At 55.6% G+C, this 14,774-nt stretch carries 14 protein-coding genes; 5 read left to right on the forward strand and 9 right to left on the reverse strand.

Translation table 11 applies throughout. The features are described 5' to 3' along the window. Positions 1 to 27: 27 nt before the first annotated feature. The gene (locus tag BMW84_RS06415; protein WP_091065704.1) at positions 28 to 1,899 is read right to left on the reverse strand and encodes a bifunctional homocysteine S-methyltransferase/methylenetetrahydrofolate reductase; all 1,872 of its coding nucleotides are present in this window, start codon (positions 1,897 to 1,899) and stop codon (positions 28 to 30) included. Positions 1,900 to 2,064: 165 nt separating this feature from the next. Between BMW84_RS06415 and BMW84_RS06420 the strand changes: the two genes are divergently transcribed. Further along, positions 2,065 to 2,322 carry a hypothetical protein gene (locus BMW84_RS06420; RefSeq protein ID WP_091065707.1) on the forward strand — a complete coding sequence of 86 codons (258 nt, stop codon included), beginning with the start codon at positions 2,065 to 2,067 and terminating at the stop codon, positions 2,320 to 2,322. On the opposite strand, the gene BMW84_RS06425 is transcribed toward BMW84_RS06420, so the two are convergent. The 5 genes from BMW84_RS06425 to BMW84_RS06445 all read right to left on the reverse strand — a co-directional run bounded on the left by BMW84_RS06425 (position 2,295) and on the right by BMW84_RS06445 (position 7,546). Next, entirely contained in the window at positions 2,295 to 3,395 is a 1,101-nt protein-coding gene (locus tag BMW84_RS06425; protein WP_091065710.1) for a GerAB/ArcD/ProY family transporter, read from the reverse strand. The genes BMW84_RS06420 and BMW84_RS06425 overlap by 28 nt on opposite strands. A gap of 18 nt (positions 3,396 to 3,413) precedes the next feature. Beyond that, on the reverse strand, positions 3,414 to 4,625 hold the full coding sequence (locus tag BMW84_RS06430) for a Ger(x)C family spore germination protein (RefSeq protein WP_175498695.1): 1,212 nt from the start codon (positions 4,623 to 4,625) through the stop codon (positions 3,414 to 3,416). Continuing rightward, the gene (locus tag BMW84_RS06435; RefSeq protein ID WP_091065716.1) at positions 4,615 to 6,252 is read right to left on the reverse strand and encodes a spore germination protein; all 1,638 of its coding nucleotides are present in this window, start codon (positions 6,250 to 6,252) and stop codon (positions 4,615 to 4,617) included. Before BMW84_RS06435 ends, BMW84_RS06430 begins: the two co-directional genes overlap by 11 nt. 119 nt (positions 6,253 to 6,371) lie before the next feature. After that, entirely contained in the window at positions 6,372 to 7,091 is a 720-nt protein-coding gene (locus BMW84_RS06440) for a hypothetical protein (protein ID WP_091065718.1), read from the reverse strand. Positions 7,092 to 7,093: 2 nt separating this feature from the next. After that, positions 7,094 to 7,546: a flavodoxin gene (locus tag BMW84_RS06445; RefSeq protein ID WP_091065719.1), complete on the reverse strand. Its 453-nt coding sequence runs from the start codon at positions 7,544 to 7,546 to the stop codon at positions 7,094 to 7,096. 177 nt (positions 7,547 to 7,723) lie between these two features. On the opposite strand from BMW84_RS06445, the gene BMW84_RS06450 reads away from it, so the two are divergent. The 4 genes from BMW84_RS06450 (at position 7,724) to BMW84_RS06465 (ending at position 10,753) form a co-directional block, all read left to right on the forward strand. Further along, positions 7,724 to 8,587, forward strand: a complete 864-nt coding sequence (locus tag BMW84_RS06450; protein WP_091065722.1) for a class I SAM-dependent methyltransferase — start codon at positions 7,724 to 7,726, stop codon at positions 8,585 to 8,587. A gap of 2 nt (positions 8,588 to 8,589) precedes the next feature. After that, positions 8,590 to 9,339 (forward strand): RluA family pseudouridine synthase, encoded by a 750-nt coding sequence (locus BMW84_RS06455; RefSeq protein ID WP_091065724.1) that lies wholly within the window; start codon positions 8,590 to 8,592, stop codon positions 9,337 to 9,339. 171 nt (positions 9,340 to 9,510) lie between these two features. After that, positions 9,511 to 10,293, forward strand: a complete 783-nt coding sequence (locus tag BMW84_RS06460) for a threonine/serine exporter family protein (protein ID WP_302848085.1) — start codon at positions 9,511 to 9,513, stop codon at positions 10,291 to 10,293. Between the two features lie 34 nt (positions 10,294 to 10,327). Next, positions 10,328 to 10,753 (forward strand): threonine/serine exporter family protein, encoded by a 426-nt coding sequence (locus tag BMW84_RS06465; RefSeq protein WP_091065726.1) that lies wholly within the window; start codon positions 10,328 to 10,330, stop codon positions 10,751 to 10,753. A 66-nt stretch (positions 10,754 to 10,819) separates the two neighbouring features. Here the strand turns inward: BMW84_RS06465 and BMW84_RS06470 are convergent, their stop codons facing one another. The 3 genes from BMW84_RS06470 to BMW84_RS06480 form a co-directional block, all read right to left on the reverse strand. Continuing rightward, entirely contained in the window at positions 10,820 to 11,326 is a 507-nt protein-coding gene (locus BMW84_RS06470; RefSeq protein WP_091065728.1) for a GNAT family N-acetyltransferase, read from the reverse strand. A 2-nt stretch (positions 11,327 to 11,328) separates the two neighbouring features. Further along, the gene (locus BMW84_RS06475; RefSeq protein ID WP_091065731.1) at positions 11,329 to 13,347 is read right to left on the reverse strand and encodes a Na+/H+ antiporter; all 2,019 of its coding nucleotides are present in this window, start codon (positions 13,345 to 13,347) and stop codon (positions 11,329 to 11,331) included. A gap of 127 nt (positions 13,348 to 13,474) precedes the next feature. Next, on the reverse strand, positions 13,475 to 14,719 hold the full coding sequence (locus tag BMW84_RS06480) for a cation:proton antiporter (protein WP_091065733.1): 1,245 nt from the start codon (positions 14,717 to 14,719) through the stop codon (positions 13,475 to 13,477). Between the last annotated feature and the right edge of the window lie 55 nt (positions 14,720 to 14,774).

Here is a 14,774-nt window from a genome sequence, read left to right on the forward strand (position 1 = left end):
CCATTACACTATTGTAATTGATTCTTACTAGCGAAACAAGGGGGACAATTTACGGCCCTGCTTCGTCCAAATATGCTCCAGCAGCTGAACGCTCATCTCATAGAACATAAACGGCGTCATCAGGTAGATGCCGTTAAAATGCGCCGTCGCCGCGTCCAACAGCTCTTTGGCGATCTTCACGCCCTCCGCTCGCCCTGCTTCGCCCTCAAGGCCGGACATCCGTCCGCGCACCTCGTCCGACAGCTGAATGCCCGGCACCTCGTTATGCAGGTACTCGGCATTGCGGCCGCTAGCCAGCGGCATGATCCCGATGAAGATCGGCACGCTCAAATGCTTCGTCGCCGCCGCGATTCTCGCAATCAGCTCCGGATCATAAACCGGCTGGGTCATGATATAATCGGCACCGGAATTAATCTTCTTTTCCAGCCGCTCCACCGCTTTGTCCAGATGCTTGACGTTCGGATTAAACGCCGCTCCGATGACGAACTTCGCTTTCTGCTTGAGCGGCTTGCCCGAAAAGGCGATGCCGTCGTTGAGCTGCCGGATCATCCGGATGATCTCGAACGACGTCAGGTCGTAGATCGAGCTGGAGCCGGGGAGATCGCCGAAACGGGCCGGATCTCCGGTCACGGCCAGCACATGGTCTATGCCGAGCGCATCGAAGCCCATGAGATGCGACTGCGTACCGATCAGGTTGCGGTCGCGGCAGGCGATATGCACGAGCGGCCGCAGGCCTGTCTTGGCCTGGACCAGATGGCCGAGCGCCATATTGCTCATCCGCGTCACCGCCAGCGAGTTGTCGGCCAGCGTAAGCGCATCGGCACCGGCTTTGCGCAGCGCTTCCGCGCCTCGCATGAACTTGGTGATGTCAAGATCGCGAGGCGGATCAAGCTCGACGATCACGGTATGGCGCTGCTTTACCAGATCGACCAGCGTCGGCTCCGCGCCTTCTTCTCCGCCGTCTTCGGCCAAATGCTCCTGCACCGTAATTCGCTGGATCGCTTCGGTCTGAGGCTCCGGCAGCGGCTTCACGATATAATCCTTCAGCGCCGCAGAAATTTCGGCGATGTGCTGCGGCGTCGTACCGCAGCATCCGCCGATGATTCGGGCGCCCATGTCGGCGAACACCGGGGCCATCTGCCCGAAGTACTCCGGCGAAGCGCCGTACCGGTATTGACCGTCCACGTAATCGGCCACCCCGGCATTCGGGAAGACGGAGGCCGGCAGCGTCAAGCTGCCGCTTAAGGTGCCGAGCGCGCGTTTGATGCCGTTCGGGCCGGTGCGGCAGTTGAAGCCGATGACGTCGGCGCCGTCCTGCTCCAGAACCCGGAATGCTTCCGGCAGCGTCAGCCCGTCCAGCGTCCGCGCCGTTTCATCCACGGCGAGCTGGCAGATCAGCGGAAGGTCGCTTAGCTTGCGCACCGCTTTTACCGCGAGATGAAGCTCCTCCACGTCGTAGAACGTCTCCAGCAGGATGCCGTCCGGCGCTTCCAGCAGAAGGGCCGACAGCTGCTCGGCGAAATATTTTTTCAGCTCGGAAGAAGACAGATTGGCTCGTTTGCCGGCCCGGATGGATCCGACCGCCCCGACAACGTAACCGTTCTCGCCGGCCGCGCTGCGGGCGATCCGCATGCCGGCTCGGTTAATCTCTTCCACCTTGGATTCGAGGCCGTATTTGGACAGCTTATCATAATTGGCCGAAAAGGTATTGCTCTCCAGAAGCACGGCGCCCGCCTCGATGTAGCTGCGATGTACGTCTTCAATGACCCCGGGAGAGATCAGATTAAGCTCTTCATAGGAAATGCCGACCGGAAACCCTTTTTGATATAAAAACGTCCCCATGGCTCCGTCACCGACCAAAACATTGTTGCTCCAAGCAGAGCGCAAATCCGGCTTCACCGTAAGAACCTCTCCTTCCCTCTATCAGTTTCATACTAATGTAACATAAAACTTCCGCATTGATAAGCGTTCACGTCCAAAAGCCGCAGACGCCCGCGCTTGTCCGTATGAGGCCAGGACAAACGCTCCATACTATGCCGGAGAGGATTTAAGGAGGCCTATTTAATGAAGCGAAAAATCCGCAAGCAGCTTGTACGCAAATATATCATCATCCTGTTTCTGTTCCTGCTGTCTCTGGGCTACCTTTATTTTGGGGACTGGCTGTTCGGATACGGGCTAAGCAACATCGGCTACATCGCCAACTATCTGCTCTACACGCCCGCCGAAAAGCTGGTTGCGCTCATTATGCTGCTGTGCCTGGTCGTGCCGGATATCATTACATGGGTCACGGGACGTCAGCCGCGCCGAGCTGCCGAAAAGTGATTTTTCAGCGCGGTGATCACGATTAATACAGCCGGAATGACGATCATAAACAAGGGGTAAACGGTATACAGCAGTCTGCCTCCCTCGTCGAGATGTTCGGTAAAGCTGCGTGCATCGAGCATGGAGATAAATAGAATGACCAAAGCGGTCGGGTACAGCATCTTCCGGTAGGGAAGCTTAAACAATTCGGAGATTCCGACCATCGCGGCGGCAAAAAAGACGGACATCTTGAAAAAGACGCCAATAATCAGCACCATGACGACAAATACGTCGACCCGCTGGATGAAGTCGGAAATGGAGATTTTGCTGATCGCCGGCATTAGCGGGAGCGGAGAGCGGCGGGAAATATCGGCGCCCAGCACGGAGATATTCAAAGCGATCGTAAAGGCGAGGGTCACCGCCGAGACCAGCATGGCCAAAGCGATTACCCACGGCCCTTTGCGGGAGTCGGACATGTAAGGCATCAGCATCGTAAAGCAAACCATCTCGCCGAACGGAAACATGTAATTTTGCCGGACGACCGAGCGGAGAACCGGCTCCAGGCCATTCTCCAGCACCGGCAGAAGCAGATGCAGATTAATCGATCCCGACAGCATGAGCATCCCCGTACTCATAAGCCCGATGGCAAGCACCATGAACGAAAATACAAGCGAGGTACGTGTCAATATCTCCAGTCCTTTATGAAGTACATAGGTGCCGGAAAGAATCATCAACGTGCTGAGGATAAAGAGCGGAGTATTGTGCATGGTGGACATGGCCAGCATGCTGCTGCCGTCCCGTAAATCCCGGGCTGCCAGATTGATATACAGGATGATGTAAAGTAACGACACCGCGGTCCCGACATATGTGCCCAGCAGCTTGCGGGTATAAGCGGTAAAGGGAAGTTCGGGGAACTGGCGGTACAGGTAGGCATATCCCGAAAAGATCAGGATTCCGACCAGCCCGCCGATCAGAATCGACAGCCAGGCATCTTTGCCTGCTTCCATCCCCAGGTTTACCACGAGCGCCGTCCCCAGCTCAAACAGCAGCGTGATGCAGAAAAACTGGATCATTCCGATTTTCACTTTCCCCATGGAGCACCTCCGTTTCTTCTATTTATTATTTTTGAGCGAATTGCTGCGCATGTCGGTATGCCGGATGACAGCATCGATATAGATATCGGTTTTGCAATGCTGGAAAATTTCATTCCAGCGGCCCTCGACCCGTTTCCAGCCGCGCGGATTGGCCCGTTCCAACGCAAGTCCGAAGCCGAGAAAATCGCTATTCATTTTTCGCGCCGCCTGGATGCCTGCCAGAACTTGACTGCGTGCTTCTTCCTCAATCTGGCGGGCAAGCTTCTGCAGCACCACGCTGGAGGTTAAATCCAGATTATTGGGCGACTCCTTTAACTCCGCCTGAAGCGATATTTTTATTTTTATGACCGGCCGTTCCGGAACTTTGGCGATTGCGCGTATCCCCACTTGCGACTTATAGATGTTGAACGAAATGAATCCCTGTCCCGGATGGAGAATAAGGAGCGGAAACTGGCGGATTTTGTTGTGCAGGATCACCGTTCCGAAGGCTTCGCTCCCGCTAAGCCACCCTACCATTTTATCCCCTTTAAAAGCCGCCAAATCGCTGACATTGAGCACAACTTGCGGAGCGATGGTTTTAAGATTATCGTTATTATCTGCTTTGCCGCGGTTCCCGCGCGTGAACACCCCGTTTATGATCGGTCCGCCTCCCGGCAGCTTAACGCCCCGGATGATATCGTCGACTTCCATTCTGTAGTTGTAGCCGTATTGCTTTGAGGTTGTCTCCAGCTTCTCCACCAGATCATTGGCCGGAATTTTGCTGAATACCGTCATCGTGGACAAGATGTCCTTGGCCGGTTGGCCTTTGGAGATGAACATCAAGCTCGTCAGCCGGGCATCGCTCTCCCGCTCGAGCGTATCCAGCATATCGCTGATCCCCTGGCGCGCCAGCTCTTCCGAAACAACAAGTACCCGGACATGCCCGAGCGATAAAAAACGCGCCGTCTGGCGGGAAGCATTGGACAAGGCTTCGAATATCGTACGCCCTTTGCCGGTATACAAAGCTACGGGGGAGGTGCCGCGCGTTTTTTGACCGGAGATTTCATCGGCAACGATGACTTGAAAGGAGACGACGTATTTTTCCATGTCTGACTTGCCCAGGTCAAAAGCCACCCCGGACACGATGGCCCGGCGGTTCAATTCCACGCTGTCCCAGCACCCGCTCAGCAAGAGGGGCATCAGAAAAATAAGCACGGCTTTGCGTAACGATCGGAGCGTTTTATTTTTCATGGCCGCTGTCATCCTCCCGCACCGGTTTCTTGGCATCGTTGCTGCGGATGAGCGGAGCAATCTCTTCCTCGTGGCCTGTGTTAAGCCGCATGTACTCGGGCAGCTCGGCTCTCATCTGCTGCGGCGATTTATGCGATTCCATCATCCACATCGGCAGGCGGAGAATTGTGTCCTTCTGGCCTTTGACGGATATCGGCACGAAGGGCGACAAATAGGGGACCCCGAAGGAGCGCAGGCTGTTCATATGGGCCACCAGCACGATCAAACCGAGGATTACGCCGTAAAAACCGAACATGCCCGCCAGCAGCAGGAAGGCAAACCGGATAATGCGGCCGGCAATCGCCATGTCATACGCCGGTATCGCAAAGCTGGCAATCCCAGTAAGCGCGACAACGATAACCATGATCGGCGTGATGATGCCGGCCTCCACAACCGCCTGCCCGAGGATCAGCGCCCCAACCACCGACACCGTCTGCCCGATGACCCGGGGCATGCGTAAGCCCGCCTCCCGCAAAATTTCAAACGCCATCTCCATCAGCAGCGCCTCCACAAATGCCGGAAACGGAACATTCTCCCGCTGGGCCAGCAGGCTGATCAGGAGCGTTGTGGGAATCATCTCGTAATGGTAGGTCGTCATGGCGATATATACGGAAGGACCGAGAATCAGGACCAGAAAGCTGATGTAGCGGACGATCCGCATTAATACGGCAATATCGAACCGTGAAGCGTAATCATCCGGCGATTGGAAATATTGGGTGAACACGGCGGGCAAAATCAGCACAAACGGCGAACCGTCCACAATAACGACGACGCGTCCTTCCAGCAAATTAGCCGATGCAACATCGGGACGTTCCGTATTATAGATCGTAGGAAAAGGAGTAAACGTCTTGTCCTGAATTAATTCCTCCAGGTATCCGGACTCCAGCACTTCATTGATACGGATGCTTCCGAGCCGTTCGCGCACTTCCTGAATCAGCTCTTCCCCCGCAAGTTCCTTCATATATACAATGGCGACGTCGGTATGGGTGTCGCTGCCGATTTTCATATATTCCAGCCGAAGCCGGGACGATTTGATCCGCTTACGGATGAGCGAAATGTTGGTGGCGACGGATTCAACAAAAGCATCCTTCGGTCCGCGCACTACAAGCTGCGAGGTCGGCTCCGATACGGCACGCGTCTCCCCGCCCTTGGTCTCGCAAATGATCGCCTTATCGTGGCCATCGAGCAATATGATGCTGTCTCCGCATAGAAGCGCCAACGCAATATCGTTCCACTTCTCTTCCATCACGGCTTCGCCGATTTCCAGCGCCCGGTCCAGAATAACCTCCGGCAGCTCTTGCCCGGTAATCCGGCCGGCTTCCACCATTTCTCCAGAAACGCCGAGCAGCGAGCCGATAATAAACTGGTTGACGGTGTCCGAGTTAGAAAGACCGCTGAAATACACAATGGCCGCCTCGACCGAAGGGTCTCCCCCGATTCGCAGCCTCCGTGTCTTCAAATCCGGACTATCGCCAAGTCCGCCAAGAATGGAGGCGAGGCTCTCTTCCAGCGATAACGTTAATCTGGCCGGTGTCTTTGCATGGCCTGTGTTTGGCGGCTGTGCGCCTTTATTCATTCCGGTTCTCATCGTATCCCCCCCTCGTAGCTAACCCTTATTATTCGCGGGAGATGTTGCCATTATGCGGCCCGCCAGGATCGCAAAAAGACCTCGGATCCACTTGGCATGGACACCGAGGCCTATAGAAATCAGTTATGGAAGGGTTCATGAATCGATTCATTATCCAGAAAGACCGACAAGAGGCGGACATAATCCTGCGACTCCGCGAGGGTAAAGGCCGCGCCATCAAAGGAATGCCGCTGTCCGTCAAGCAGCGTGAATACCTCGACCGACTCCGGCGGCTTGCCATAGGCTTTATGGCTGAACAGATTCGCCATGTGCAAAAAACCGGTAATGACTTCTTCATTCCCGTGCACCATCAGCTTCTGCAGCTTCAGGGAACGGTCTTCCCGCGCCGACTGCCAGGCCAGCTGAAAAATCATCGCCAGCTCCAGGCCGAGCTCCGGCACCGGCACATGCCACTGCTCATACCGCATCACAGGAATTTCTTCGGGGTGGTTCACCGCAACGAACCGCGTCAGCTCGTCGGCAAGCGCCGTTTTGACATCCCAATAATGCATCCAGGAATCGAATGCCTTATCATGGGGCGGCCAGCGCCGCTCGAGCAGGAACTGCACCGGCGTCAAGCTTCGGACCTCCGGTCGAAGACTGTAGTAATCGTTCAGCGTATGTCCCACCGCATACTGCGCCTGCTGCTTCCAGCGCGGAATACCGCAGCAGCAAGTTTGGCCGCAAGCTTCCTCCACACCGCCCTGCAGGATATATTCCATCCGGAAATCATTCAACCGGCTGTACGGAATGGAAGGAGAACGGTCCCCGGACGACGTCATCCCTGCCGCAACGCCCATGGCTACGATACCGCCGCGACACCCGCGGCAAAACGGCGGCCGAAATTGCGGCAGTCTTCCTTCTCCGCAGCATTCGGGCCGTATTCGATTTTGAGGCTTTCCTGCAGCAACAAGGCGCCGCGTTCTTTTAATTTTTCTTCAATCAGGTCGACTGCACCGCAGTAAATGGCATACCCGGTGTCGCCGCTGCCGAATGCCGCCGCTTTCCGCGCGTTTAAGTCCACTTCGTCAAGCTCTTCATAAAAATCCAGGAATTCATCCGGCAATTCCCCGTCTCCCCAGGTATAGGCGCCAAGCAAAACGCCTTCATAGTCGTTTATCTCCACGGCACTCAGATCCGTTACGGATTTCAATACGGCTTCACTGCCTGCATCGCGCACCCCTTCGGCGATCAGCTCCGCCATTTCTTCCGTATTTCCCGTCAAACTGGCGTACGCCACCAGAACTTTCATCATGTCCGGCCCTCCCAAGCATCCTTGATTTGGAACTTGCTACATCCATATTATTTGATAATGATTCTCATTGTCAATAAAAATGAAAATATTCATCTCCTGCCTCCATTTTCTTTGTAACCTGCGCAGGAAATGTTGTACAATAAAGGCTAAATGAAATTTTCCGAAGGATGGATACCGATGTTTATCGCAAGCGAATGGAAAGATTATGAAGTACTCGATACAGGCGGCGGCGAAAAGCTGGAGCGTTGGGGCGACGTCATTCTGCGCCGTCCGGACCCGCAGATTATTTGGCCGCTGGCTAACGAATCCGCCAAATGGCGCGACGTGCATGGCCATTACCACCGCAGCTCCTCAGGGGGCGGTCAATGGGAAATGAAGAAACCGATCCCTGCCGATTGGCAGATCGGCTACGGCAAGCTGAAATTCCAGCTGCGCCCGACCAACTTCAAGCACACCGGCCTGTTCCCCGAACAAGCGGCCAACTGGAGCTGGATGATGGACAAAATCAAGTCCGCGAACCGTCCGATTTCGGTGCTTAATCTGTTTGCCTATACCGGCGGCGCTACCGTTGCCGCAGCCAGCGCAGGCGCATCCGTCGTGCATGTCGATGCCGCCAAGGGCATGGTGCAGTGGGCAAAGGAAAACATCCAGCTTTCTGGTCTCGGCGACCGTCCGGTCCGTTTTATTACGGATGACGTCTTCAAGTTCGTACAACGCGAACAGCGCCGGGGCAGCAAATACGACGCCATCATTATGGACCCCCCTTCGTACGGCAGAGGTCCGGGCGGCGAAATGTGGAAGCTGGAAACCAACCTTTATCCGTTCCTGGAAAGCTGCATGCAAATCATGAGCGACAAGCCGCTCTTTATGCTCATCAATTCGTACACCACCGGCATCTCGCCGACGGTGCTGCGGAACATGCTGTCCATGACGATGGGCGACCGCTACGGCGGCAAGCTGACCTCGGGCGAAATCGGCCTGCCGGTTACCACTTCCGGCATGACACTGCCTTGCGGCATTCTGGGCCGCTGGGAGGCGTAGGGATGACTGCGTTTTCCGAAGACAGCCGCGGTCCCGGCGGCAGCGGCGCCCCTTCCGCATTTCACATTCTATATGAGGACAATCACCTGCTCGGCGTTGTCAAACCGGTGAATATTCCCGTCCAGGAAGACGCCTCGGGAGATGCCGATCTGCTGACCCTGCTGAAAGAGGATCTGAAGGAACGCTATAACAAGCCGGGCAATGTGTATCTCGGGCTGGTGCATCGGCTGGACCGGCCCGTCGGCGGAGCAATGCTCTTCGCCAAAACATCGAAGGCTGCTTCCCGGCTCTCGGACAACGTCCGTACCCGCAGCTTCCGCAAGATTTACCTGACGGTGGTCCACGGCCAACCGCCGGCCGCCGAAGGCCGGCTGGTCGACACGCTGCTGAAGGACAGCAACACCAATACGGTAAAAATCGTCCGTAAAGGCACGCCGGGCGGCAAAGAAGCCGTGCTGGATTATACGGTTCTCGGCAGCGCAGACGGCTACAGCCTGCTTAAGATCGATCTGCACACCGGACGCTCCCATCAAATCCGCGTGCAGCTGAGCGGCATTGGCTGCCCGCTGTACGGCGATCAGAAATACGGCGCTGCGGTCAACAAGCCCGGCCAGCAGATTGCGCTTTGGTCGGCACTGCTCGGCTGCCCGCATCCGGTTACCAAGGAGGATATCGAGCTGGTTTCGCTGCCTCCGGCGGCGTATCCGTGGAACTTATGGACGCAGCAGGTACAGGAGCGGGCGGTGCGTTAACGCTGTTCGCAGTGGTCTCTCCAACCATAAACGGCATGTTCGGGCACACCGACCCGAAAATGCCGTTTTTCTTCAATCTGCGCAAATGGTTGCGTGGAAATCCCCTTGATATTTGCCGCTACTCAGGCGACAATGGGGAAAGATCACATTCCAGGGGAGGATCAGCACAAGTTGGATAGCACGATCAACACAAGCGCAGCCGCCAGCACGGGTACAGCCGCGCATGAAATCATCGACCTCTGCCTGCTGGCCGGAAAAATCATGCTGCAGAGCGGCGCGGAAACATACCGGGTCGAGGACACGATGTCGCGGATGGCGGCAGCGCTCGGATTTCCCGGCGCGCACAGTTATGTCACGCCGACCGTCATTATGTTCACCACCAGCCGGACCGAGCCGGTAAAGCTGTTCCGCATCGCCGAGCGCACGACGGACCTGGAGAAAGTCTCGGAAGTCAACGATATTTCGCGCCGGTTAAGCGAACGGCAGATTACGGCTGCGGAGGCCCGCGAACGGTTAAACACGGTGGATGACGCGGCGCATGCCTATCCGCTCTGGCTGCAAATTATAGCAGCCGCGATTACGGGCGCCTGCTTTACAGTTATGTTTAAGGGAAGCCTGTGGGATGCCGTGCCGGCCCTGCTCGTTTCGGCGCTTGGCTTTGCCGCCGCTACGTATTTGCACCGGCTGGTGCAGGTCCGCTTTTTCGCCGAATTCACCGCTTCATTTCTGATCGGTTTGACCGCCTTTTTCTCCGTCAAATTCGGCATAGGCAATGAAATGGACAAAATCATCATCGGCTCCGTCATGCCGCTGGTGCCGGGACTGCTCATTACCAACGCGGTACGCGACTTGATGGCCGGCCATCTCGTATCCGGCTTGTCCAAAGGCGCCGACGCCTTTTTGACCGCCTTCGCGATCGGCACGGGCATCGGGCTGGTGCTGTCGTTATTTTAAATATGAACCGGCGAAAGAGAGAGGTCCGAACACAATGATTCTGCAACTCATTACAAGCTTTTTCGCCGCTGCGGCATTCTGTATTCTATTCAATGCGCCGAAGCGGACGCTCATCCAATGCGGCATCGCCGGCATGATCGGCTGGGTATTATATCTGGAGCTCGATGAACGGTGGGACACGATTATTGCCACTTTTGCGGCAACGGTGGTCGTAGGCGTCATCAGTCAGATTTTTGCGCGTTCGTTCAAGATGCCCGTCATTATCTTCAGTGTCGGCGGTATTATTCCGCTCGTTCCCGGCGGGCTTGCCTATGACGCCATGCGCAAATTCGTCGAAAACGACAACAACCAAGGGATTCAGCTCGCGGTTCAGGCCCTGCTTCTGTCCGGCGCAATCGCCGCAGGGCTGGTGCTCAGCGAGGTGCTGGGGCAGATGTTCCGCAAAAAGGCCGGCCGGTAACGAATACCGGACGGCCTTTTTTGCTGTACCTGTTAAGAACGGCGGCGATGCTCTCCGGCATGCTGCCTATCCAATTATCTTCTGGAAGCTGGCAATGTCCAGCCAGCGGCCGAACTTGCGGCCGATCTCCCGGAACAACGCGCTTTGCTCATAGCCGCGGCGCGCAAAGAGCTTGCGGCTGGGCTCATTGTCCGTGCATACAGTGGCAACCAGGGTATGGAAGCCTTGCTTTGCCGCCTGTGCTTCAATAAATGCCAGCGCCTTGCCGCCAATGCCTTGACCGCTGAAATCCGGCTTTAAGTAGATGCTGATTTCGCCGGATGTATCGTAAGCCTGTTTGTTTTTATGCTTGGCGATTAGCACATACCCCGCCATTGCACCGCCTTGCATAATGGCATAAGCGGCAAACCGCGGATCACCGCTCAGCGCGGACTGCCGCATCTCCTCCAGGCTTAGCTCCTCGGTATGAAAGGACACTGTTGTATTGCGTACATAGTAATTATATATTTCGAGCGTTTCCTTCAGATGCTCTTCCCCTAAGGCCATAAATACCGGCTGTTCTCTCTCCGTCATTCTTAGTCCTCCCAGATCGATGTCTCCAGCTGATTCACAAACCGGCGCAGCCGGCCGGCGATCCGCAGATTGATGGCGCCGTCCTGATACATCTGCTGCACTTTATCGCGCTGCTCCTGAATCGCCTTCAGCTTCATTTCCAGCTTCGGATCGGCAATGACGCCGTCGCGGCTCCAGCCTTCCCCCTGGGCCAGCTTCATTTCCAGCTGCTCGTATTTCTCGATCACCCGCTGCGCTGCGTCTCGGTTCTCCTCGTTCATACCGCTGCCGACGGCTGATATCGCCGCCTGGCACATGGCCAGTTTGGCCTGGCGGGCGCTCTCGGCATTCTGTATCGCCTGGCGGCTCTCCGCGGTATCGGATCCCGCGAACAGTCCCGAGAAGACGCGTTTAATTTCGGACAACGAAAATTTGACCTGCGTATCGAAGCGCGAGCATAACACCGCTTCGGTGTGATCCAGCATTTCTTCCATCTTCACGGCCACCGGCGCAGGAATGGTTCCCTTCTCCAGCAAACGCCGCAGCTCCGCGCGCTCGGCCTCCAGGCCGCTGAGCCTTGCCGCCACGCCGCGCTTGCGCAGTTCCTCGGCAGCAGGATCGGTGTCCGCATTCGGCCGGCACAGCTTGTCGATCTTATCGGTAAATTCCAGCAAAGCAGGTTGGTTGCGCGCTTCCGGATTCTCCAGCATCAGGCCCTTCAGCATGCTCATGCCCGCATCGATCACGACGGATCGGGCCGCCAGCTCCTTACTGTCGCCCGCCACCAGTTCAGCGGCAGGCTCCTTTTTCCCGGCAAGCAGCGGCAGGAAGATGCTGGCGATGATGAGCGACAGCAAGATGACGCCGGCGGCCAGCGCAATAATCAAATCCCGTTCGGGAAACGGCGTGCTGTCGCTCATCGCTAGCGGAATGGAGAATGCGCCGGCCAGCGTAACCGCGCCGCGAACGCCTGAGATCGAAGTAATCAGCAGCGATTTCACCGGCGCTTTGCGGGATCTGCCTTTCCAATATTCCCAGTAGGAATAAACGTAGACCCATGCAAAACGCAGAACAATCAGCAATGCGGTAATGGCGAGCACATACCCGAATACCATGAAGTTATTAAGTGATTCGTCATAATAAATGACTTTGGCTACTTCCGGCACCGAAACCCCGAGAATGAGGAAAACAAGGCCGTTCAAAATAAACAGCAGTACCGACCAGGTGCTCGCCGAAACGAGCTGCAGCTTATATTGCGGCGACACCGCCCGGTCCTTCTCGATCGCATACATGATTCCGCCCGCGACGACCGCCAGGATGCCGGATACTCCGATCTCTTCGCTCACCAGGTAGATGATGAACGGGGTCAAAATTTGCAGCAGCACATGGACCGTAACGTCTTCCATGCCGAAACGGCGGATGAATACGCTGAGCCGGATGAGCAGGAATGAAAGCACCGCCCCCACCAGCAGCCCGCCGGCGGCAATCAGCACAAAGCTAAGTGCGGCTTGGGGCAGCGAGAACGCGCCGGTGATCGCCGCCGCGATGGCGAACTTGAAGGCGACCAGCCCGGAAGCGTCATTCATCAGCGATTCGCCTTCAAGGATACGATGGATGCTGCCCGGCAGATGCACCCGCCCGGCCAATGCCCCGACCGCCACCGCGTCGGTCGGCGAGAGAATGGCCGCCAAGGCGAAGGAAGCCGCCAGCGGAATGGAGGGGATCATCCAGTGGATGGCGTAGCCCGCAACGAATACCGTTGCGAAGACCAGCCCGAGGGCCAGCAGCAGAATCGGGGCACGAAGATTCCACAGCTCGTCCCGGGGCGTGCGTTTGCCGTCGTTGAACAGAAGCGGCGCAATGAACAGAATAAAAAAGAGCTCCGGTTCAAACTCCAGGTGAATGCCCGTCGGAACCACGGCGGCCACGATACCGAGTACGATTTGAATCAGCGGCACCGGTACAAACGGGACAAAGCGGTTTACCACATTGGATACCGCAATCAAGCCCAGCAGCAGCAACACGGCAAGAAATGTCTCCAAATTCAATCAACTCCCGTTTGCAATTGTATTCTTTATTATAGCTCACAATGGTAAACGGGCAAAACACAAAGACAGCAGAAGATCCTTCTTCTGCTGTCTTTGTGGAGGCTGCTCGGGATTTCTCCGATCAGACGGCATCGTCTATGCGCTGACTTTTTCGCTGCGTGCCACCAAGCCCCAGCTTCAAAACCAGCCACTTGATGGTCAATCCTTGAACCAGCAGTGAAAACACCACTACGCTGAACGTGAGAACCAAAATCGTTTCCCGGCCATCAAATGAAGCCGGCAAGCTTAAAGCTAACGCGATGGAGAGACTTCCCTTTAGCCCGCCCCAGTTCAATACCAGCTTCCAGCTGGAGGGAAACCCGCGCAGAAACGACACACTCGTATAAAGCGCCAGGGTCCGCCCTGCCAAGACTATGGCAACCGCCCCGGCAATCACCGGCCATTTATCCGTAAAATCGATGTTTTTGATTTCAAGTCCGATCATCAGGAAAATCAATGAGTTCGCGATTAGCGTAACCACATCCCAGAAGGAATTGATATTGGTTTGCGTGGTTTCGGACATGCCGATTTTCGAACCGTAGCTGCCAAAAATGAGACCGCTGACCACCACCGCGATGACACCCGAAACATGAAAATGCTCGGCAATAAAATAACTTCCAAAGAACAGCAGCATGGAGAATCCGATTTCCAGCGGGTAATCATCATACAACCGAATAATCTGCGAGAACAAATAGCCGAGGACAGCGCCGATGGCCATGCCGCCTAACGAAAATTTCAGGAATAATCCGATTCCGCTGCCGATACCGGCCAAACCCATATCCATGTAAGTCAACAGATAGACGGAAGAAATCTGAAACAGGACAACCGCGACCCCATCATTGAACAATGATTCTCCCTCAATAATGGTTACAACGGATTTGGGTACTCCCAGCGATTTGAAAATGGAGATTACGCTGATCGGGTCGGTTGCACTCATCAACGACGCAAAGGTAAACGCAACTACAAGTGGAAGGCCCAAGAAGAAATAAGATCCCGCAGCAACGGCAAAAAAAGAAAGCAGGGTTCCGCCGAAGGCCAGCGCGAGGACCGGCTTCCCTTGTTCCCTTAGGTGGGAAAAAGGAAGCTTCAGCGTAGCATCTCCCAGCAAGATCGGCAGGAATAATGAAATGACGATGGCCTGAAATACATGCGATTGGGTAATGAAGGCCTCGGCCTCATCCAAAAAGGGAATATGACTGATTCCCAGCAAAATCCCAACGAAGACAAGCGCAATGGAGTAAGGCTGATTCAGCTTCTTGGCAATGGCAATGATAAACATGGAAACGGCTAACAGAATAAGCAATTGAATAAACGTCTCATTAAACATCCTCTACCCCTCCCTCGATTCAAGGCAAACCGCGTATATCCTGGCCGCTTCGAGC

This window comes from Paenibacillus sp. NFR01, from assembly GCF_900111565.1.
In the GTDB taxonomy this organism is placed as follows: Bacteria; Bacillota; Bacilli; order Paenibacillales; family Paenibacillaceae; genus Paenibacillus_AQ.

Excerpts from the sequence above, each read along its gene's own strand:
- BMW84_RS06440 (WP_091065718.1), bottom strand. The coding sequence starts at position 7,091 with ATGGGCGTTGCGGCAGGGATGACGTCGTCCGGGGACCGTTCTCCTTCC.
- BMW84_RS06425 (WP_091065710.1), bottom strand. The coding sequence starts at position 3,395 with ATGGGGAAAGTGAAAATCGGAATGATCCAGTTTTTCTGCATCACGCTG.
- BMW84_RS06465 (WP_091065726.1), top strand. The coding sequence starts at position 10,328 with ATGATTCTGCAACTCATTACAAGCTTTTTCGCCGCTGCGGCATTCTGT.
- BMW84_RS06435 (WP_091065716.1), bottom strand. The coding sequence starts at position 6,252 with ATGAGAACCGGAATGAATAAAGGCGCACAGCCGCCAAACACAGGCCAT.
- BMW84_RS06450 (WP_091065722.1), top strand. The coding sequence starts at position 7,724 with ATGTTTATCGCAAGCGAATGGAAAGATTATGAAGTACTCGATACAGGC.
- BMW84_RS06430 (WP_175498695.1), bottom strand. The coding sequence starts at position 4,625 with ATGAAAAATAAAACGCTCCGATCGTTACGCAAAGCCGTGCTTATTTTT.
- BMW84_RS06455 (WP_091065724.1), top strand. The coding sequence starts at position 8,590 with ATGACTGCGTTTTCCGAAGACAGCCGCGGTCCCGGCGGCAGCGGCGCC.
- BMW84_RS06420 (WP_091065707.1), top strand. The coding sequence starts at position 2,065 with ATGAAGCGAAAAATCCGCAAGCAGCTTGTACGCAAATATATCATCATC.
- BMW84_RS06480 (WP_091065733.1), bottom strand. The coding sequence starts at position 14,719 with ATGTTTAATGAGACGTTTATTCAATTGCTTATTCTGTTAGCCGTTTCC.
- BMW84_RS06470 (WP_091065728.1), bottom strand. The coding sequence starts at position 11,326 with ATGACGGAGAGAGAACAGCCGGTATTTATGGCCTTAGGGGAAGAGCAT.
- BMW84_RS06445 (WP_091065719.1), bottom strand. The coding sequence starts at position 7,546 with ATGATGAAAGTTCTGGTGGCGTACGCCAGTTTGACGGGAAATACGGAA.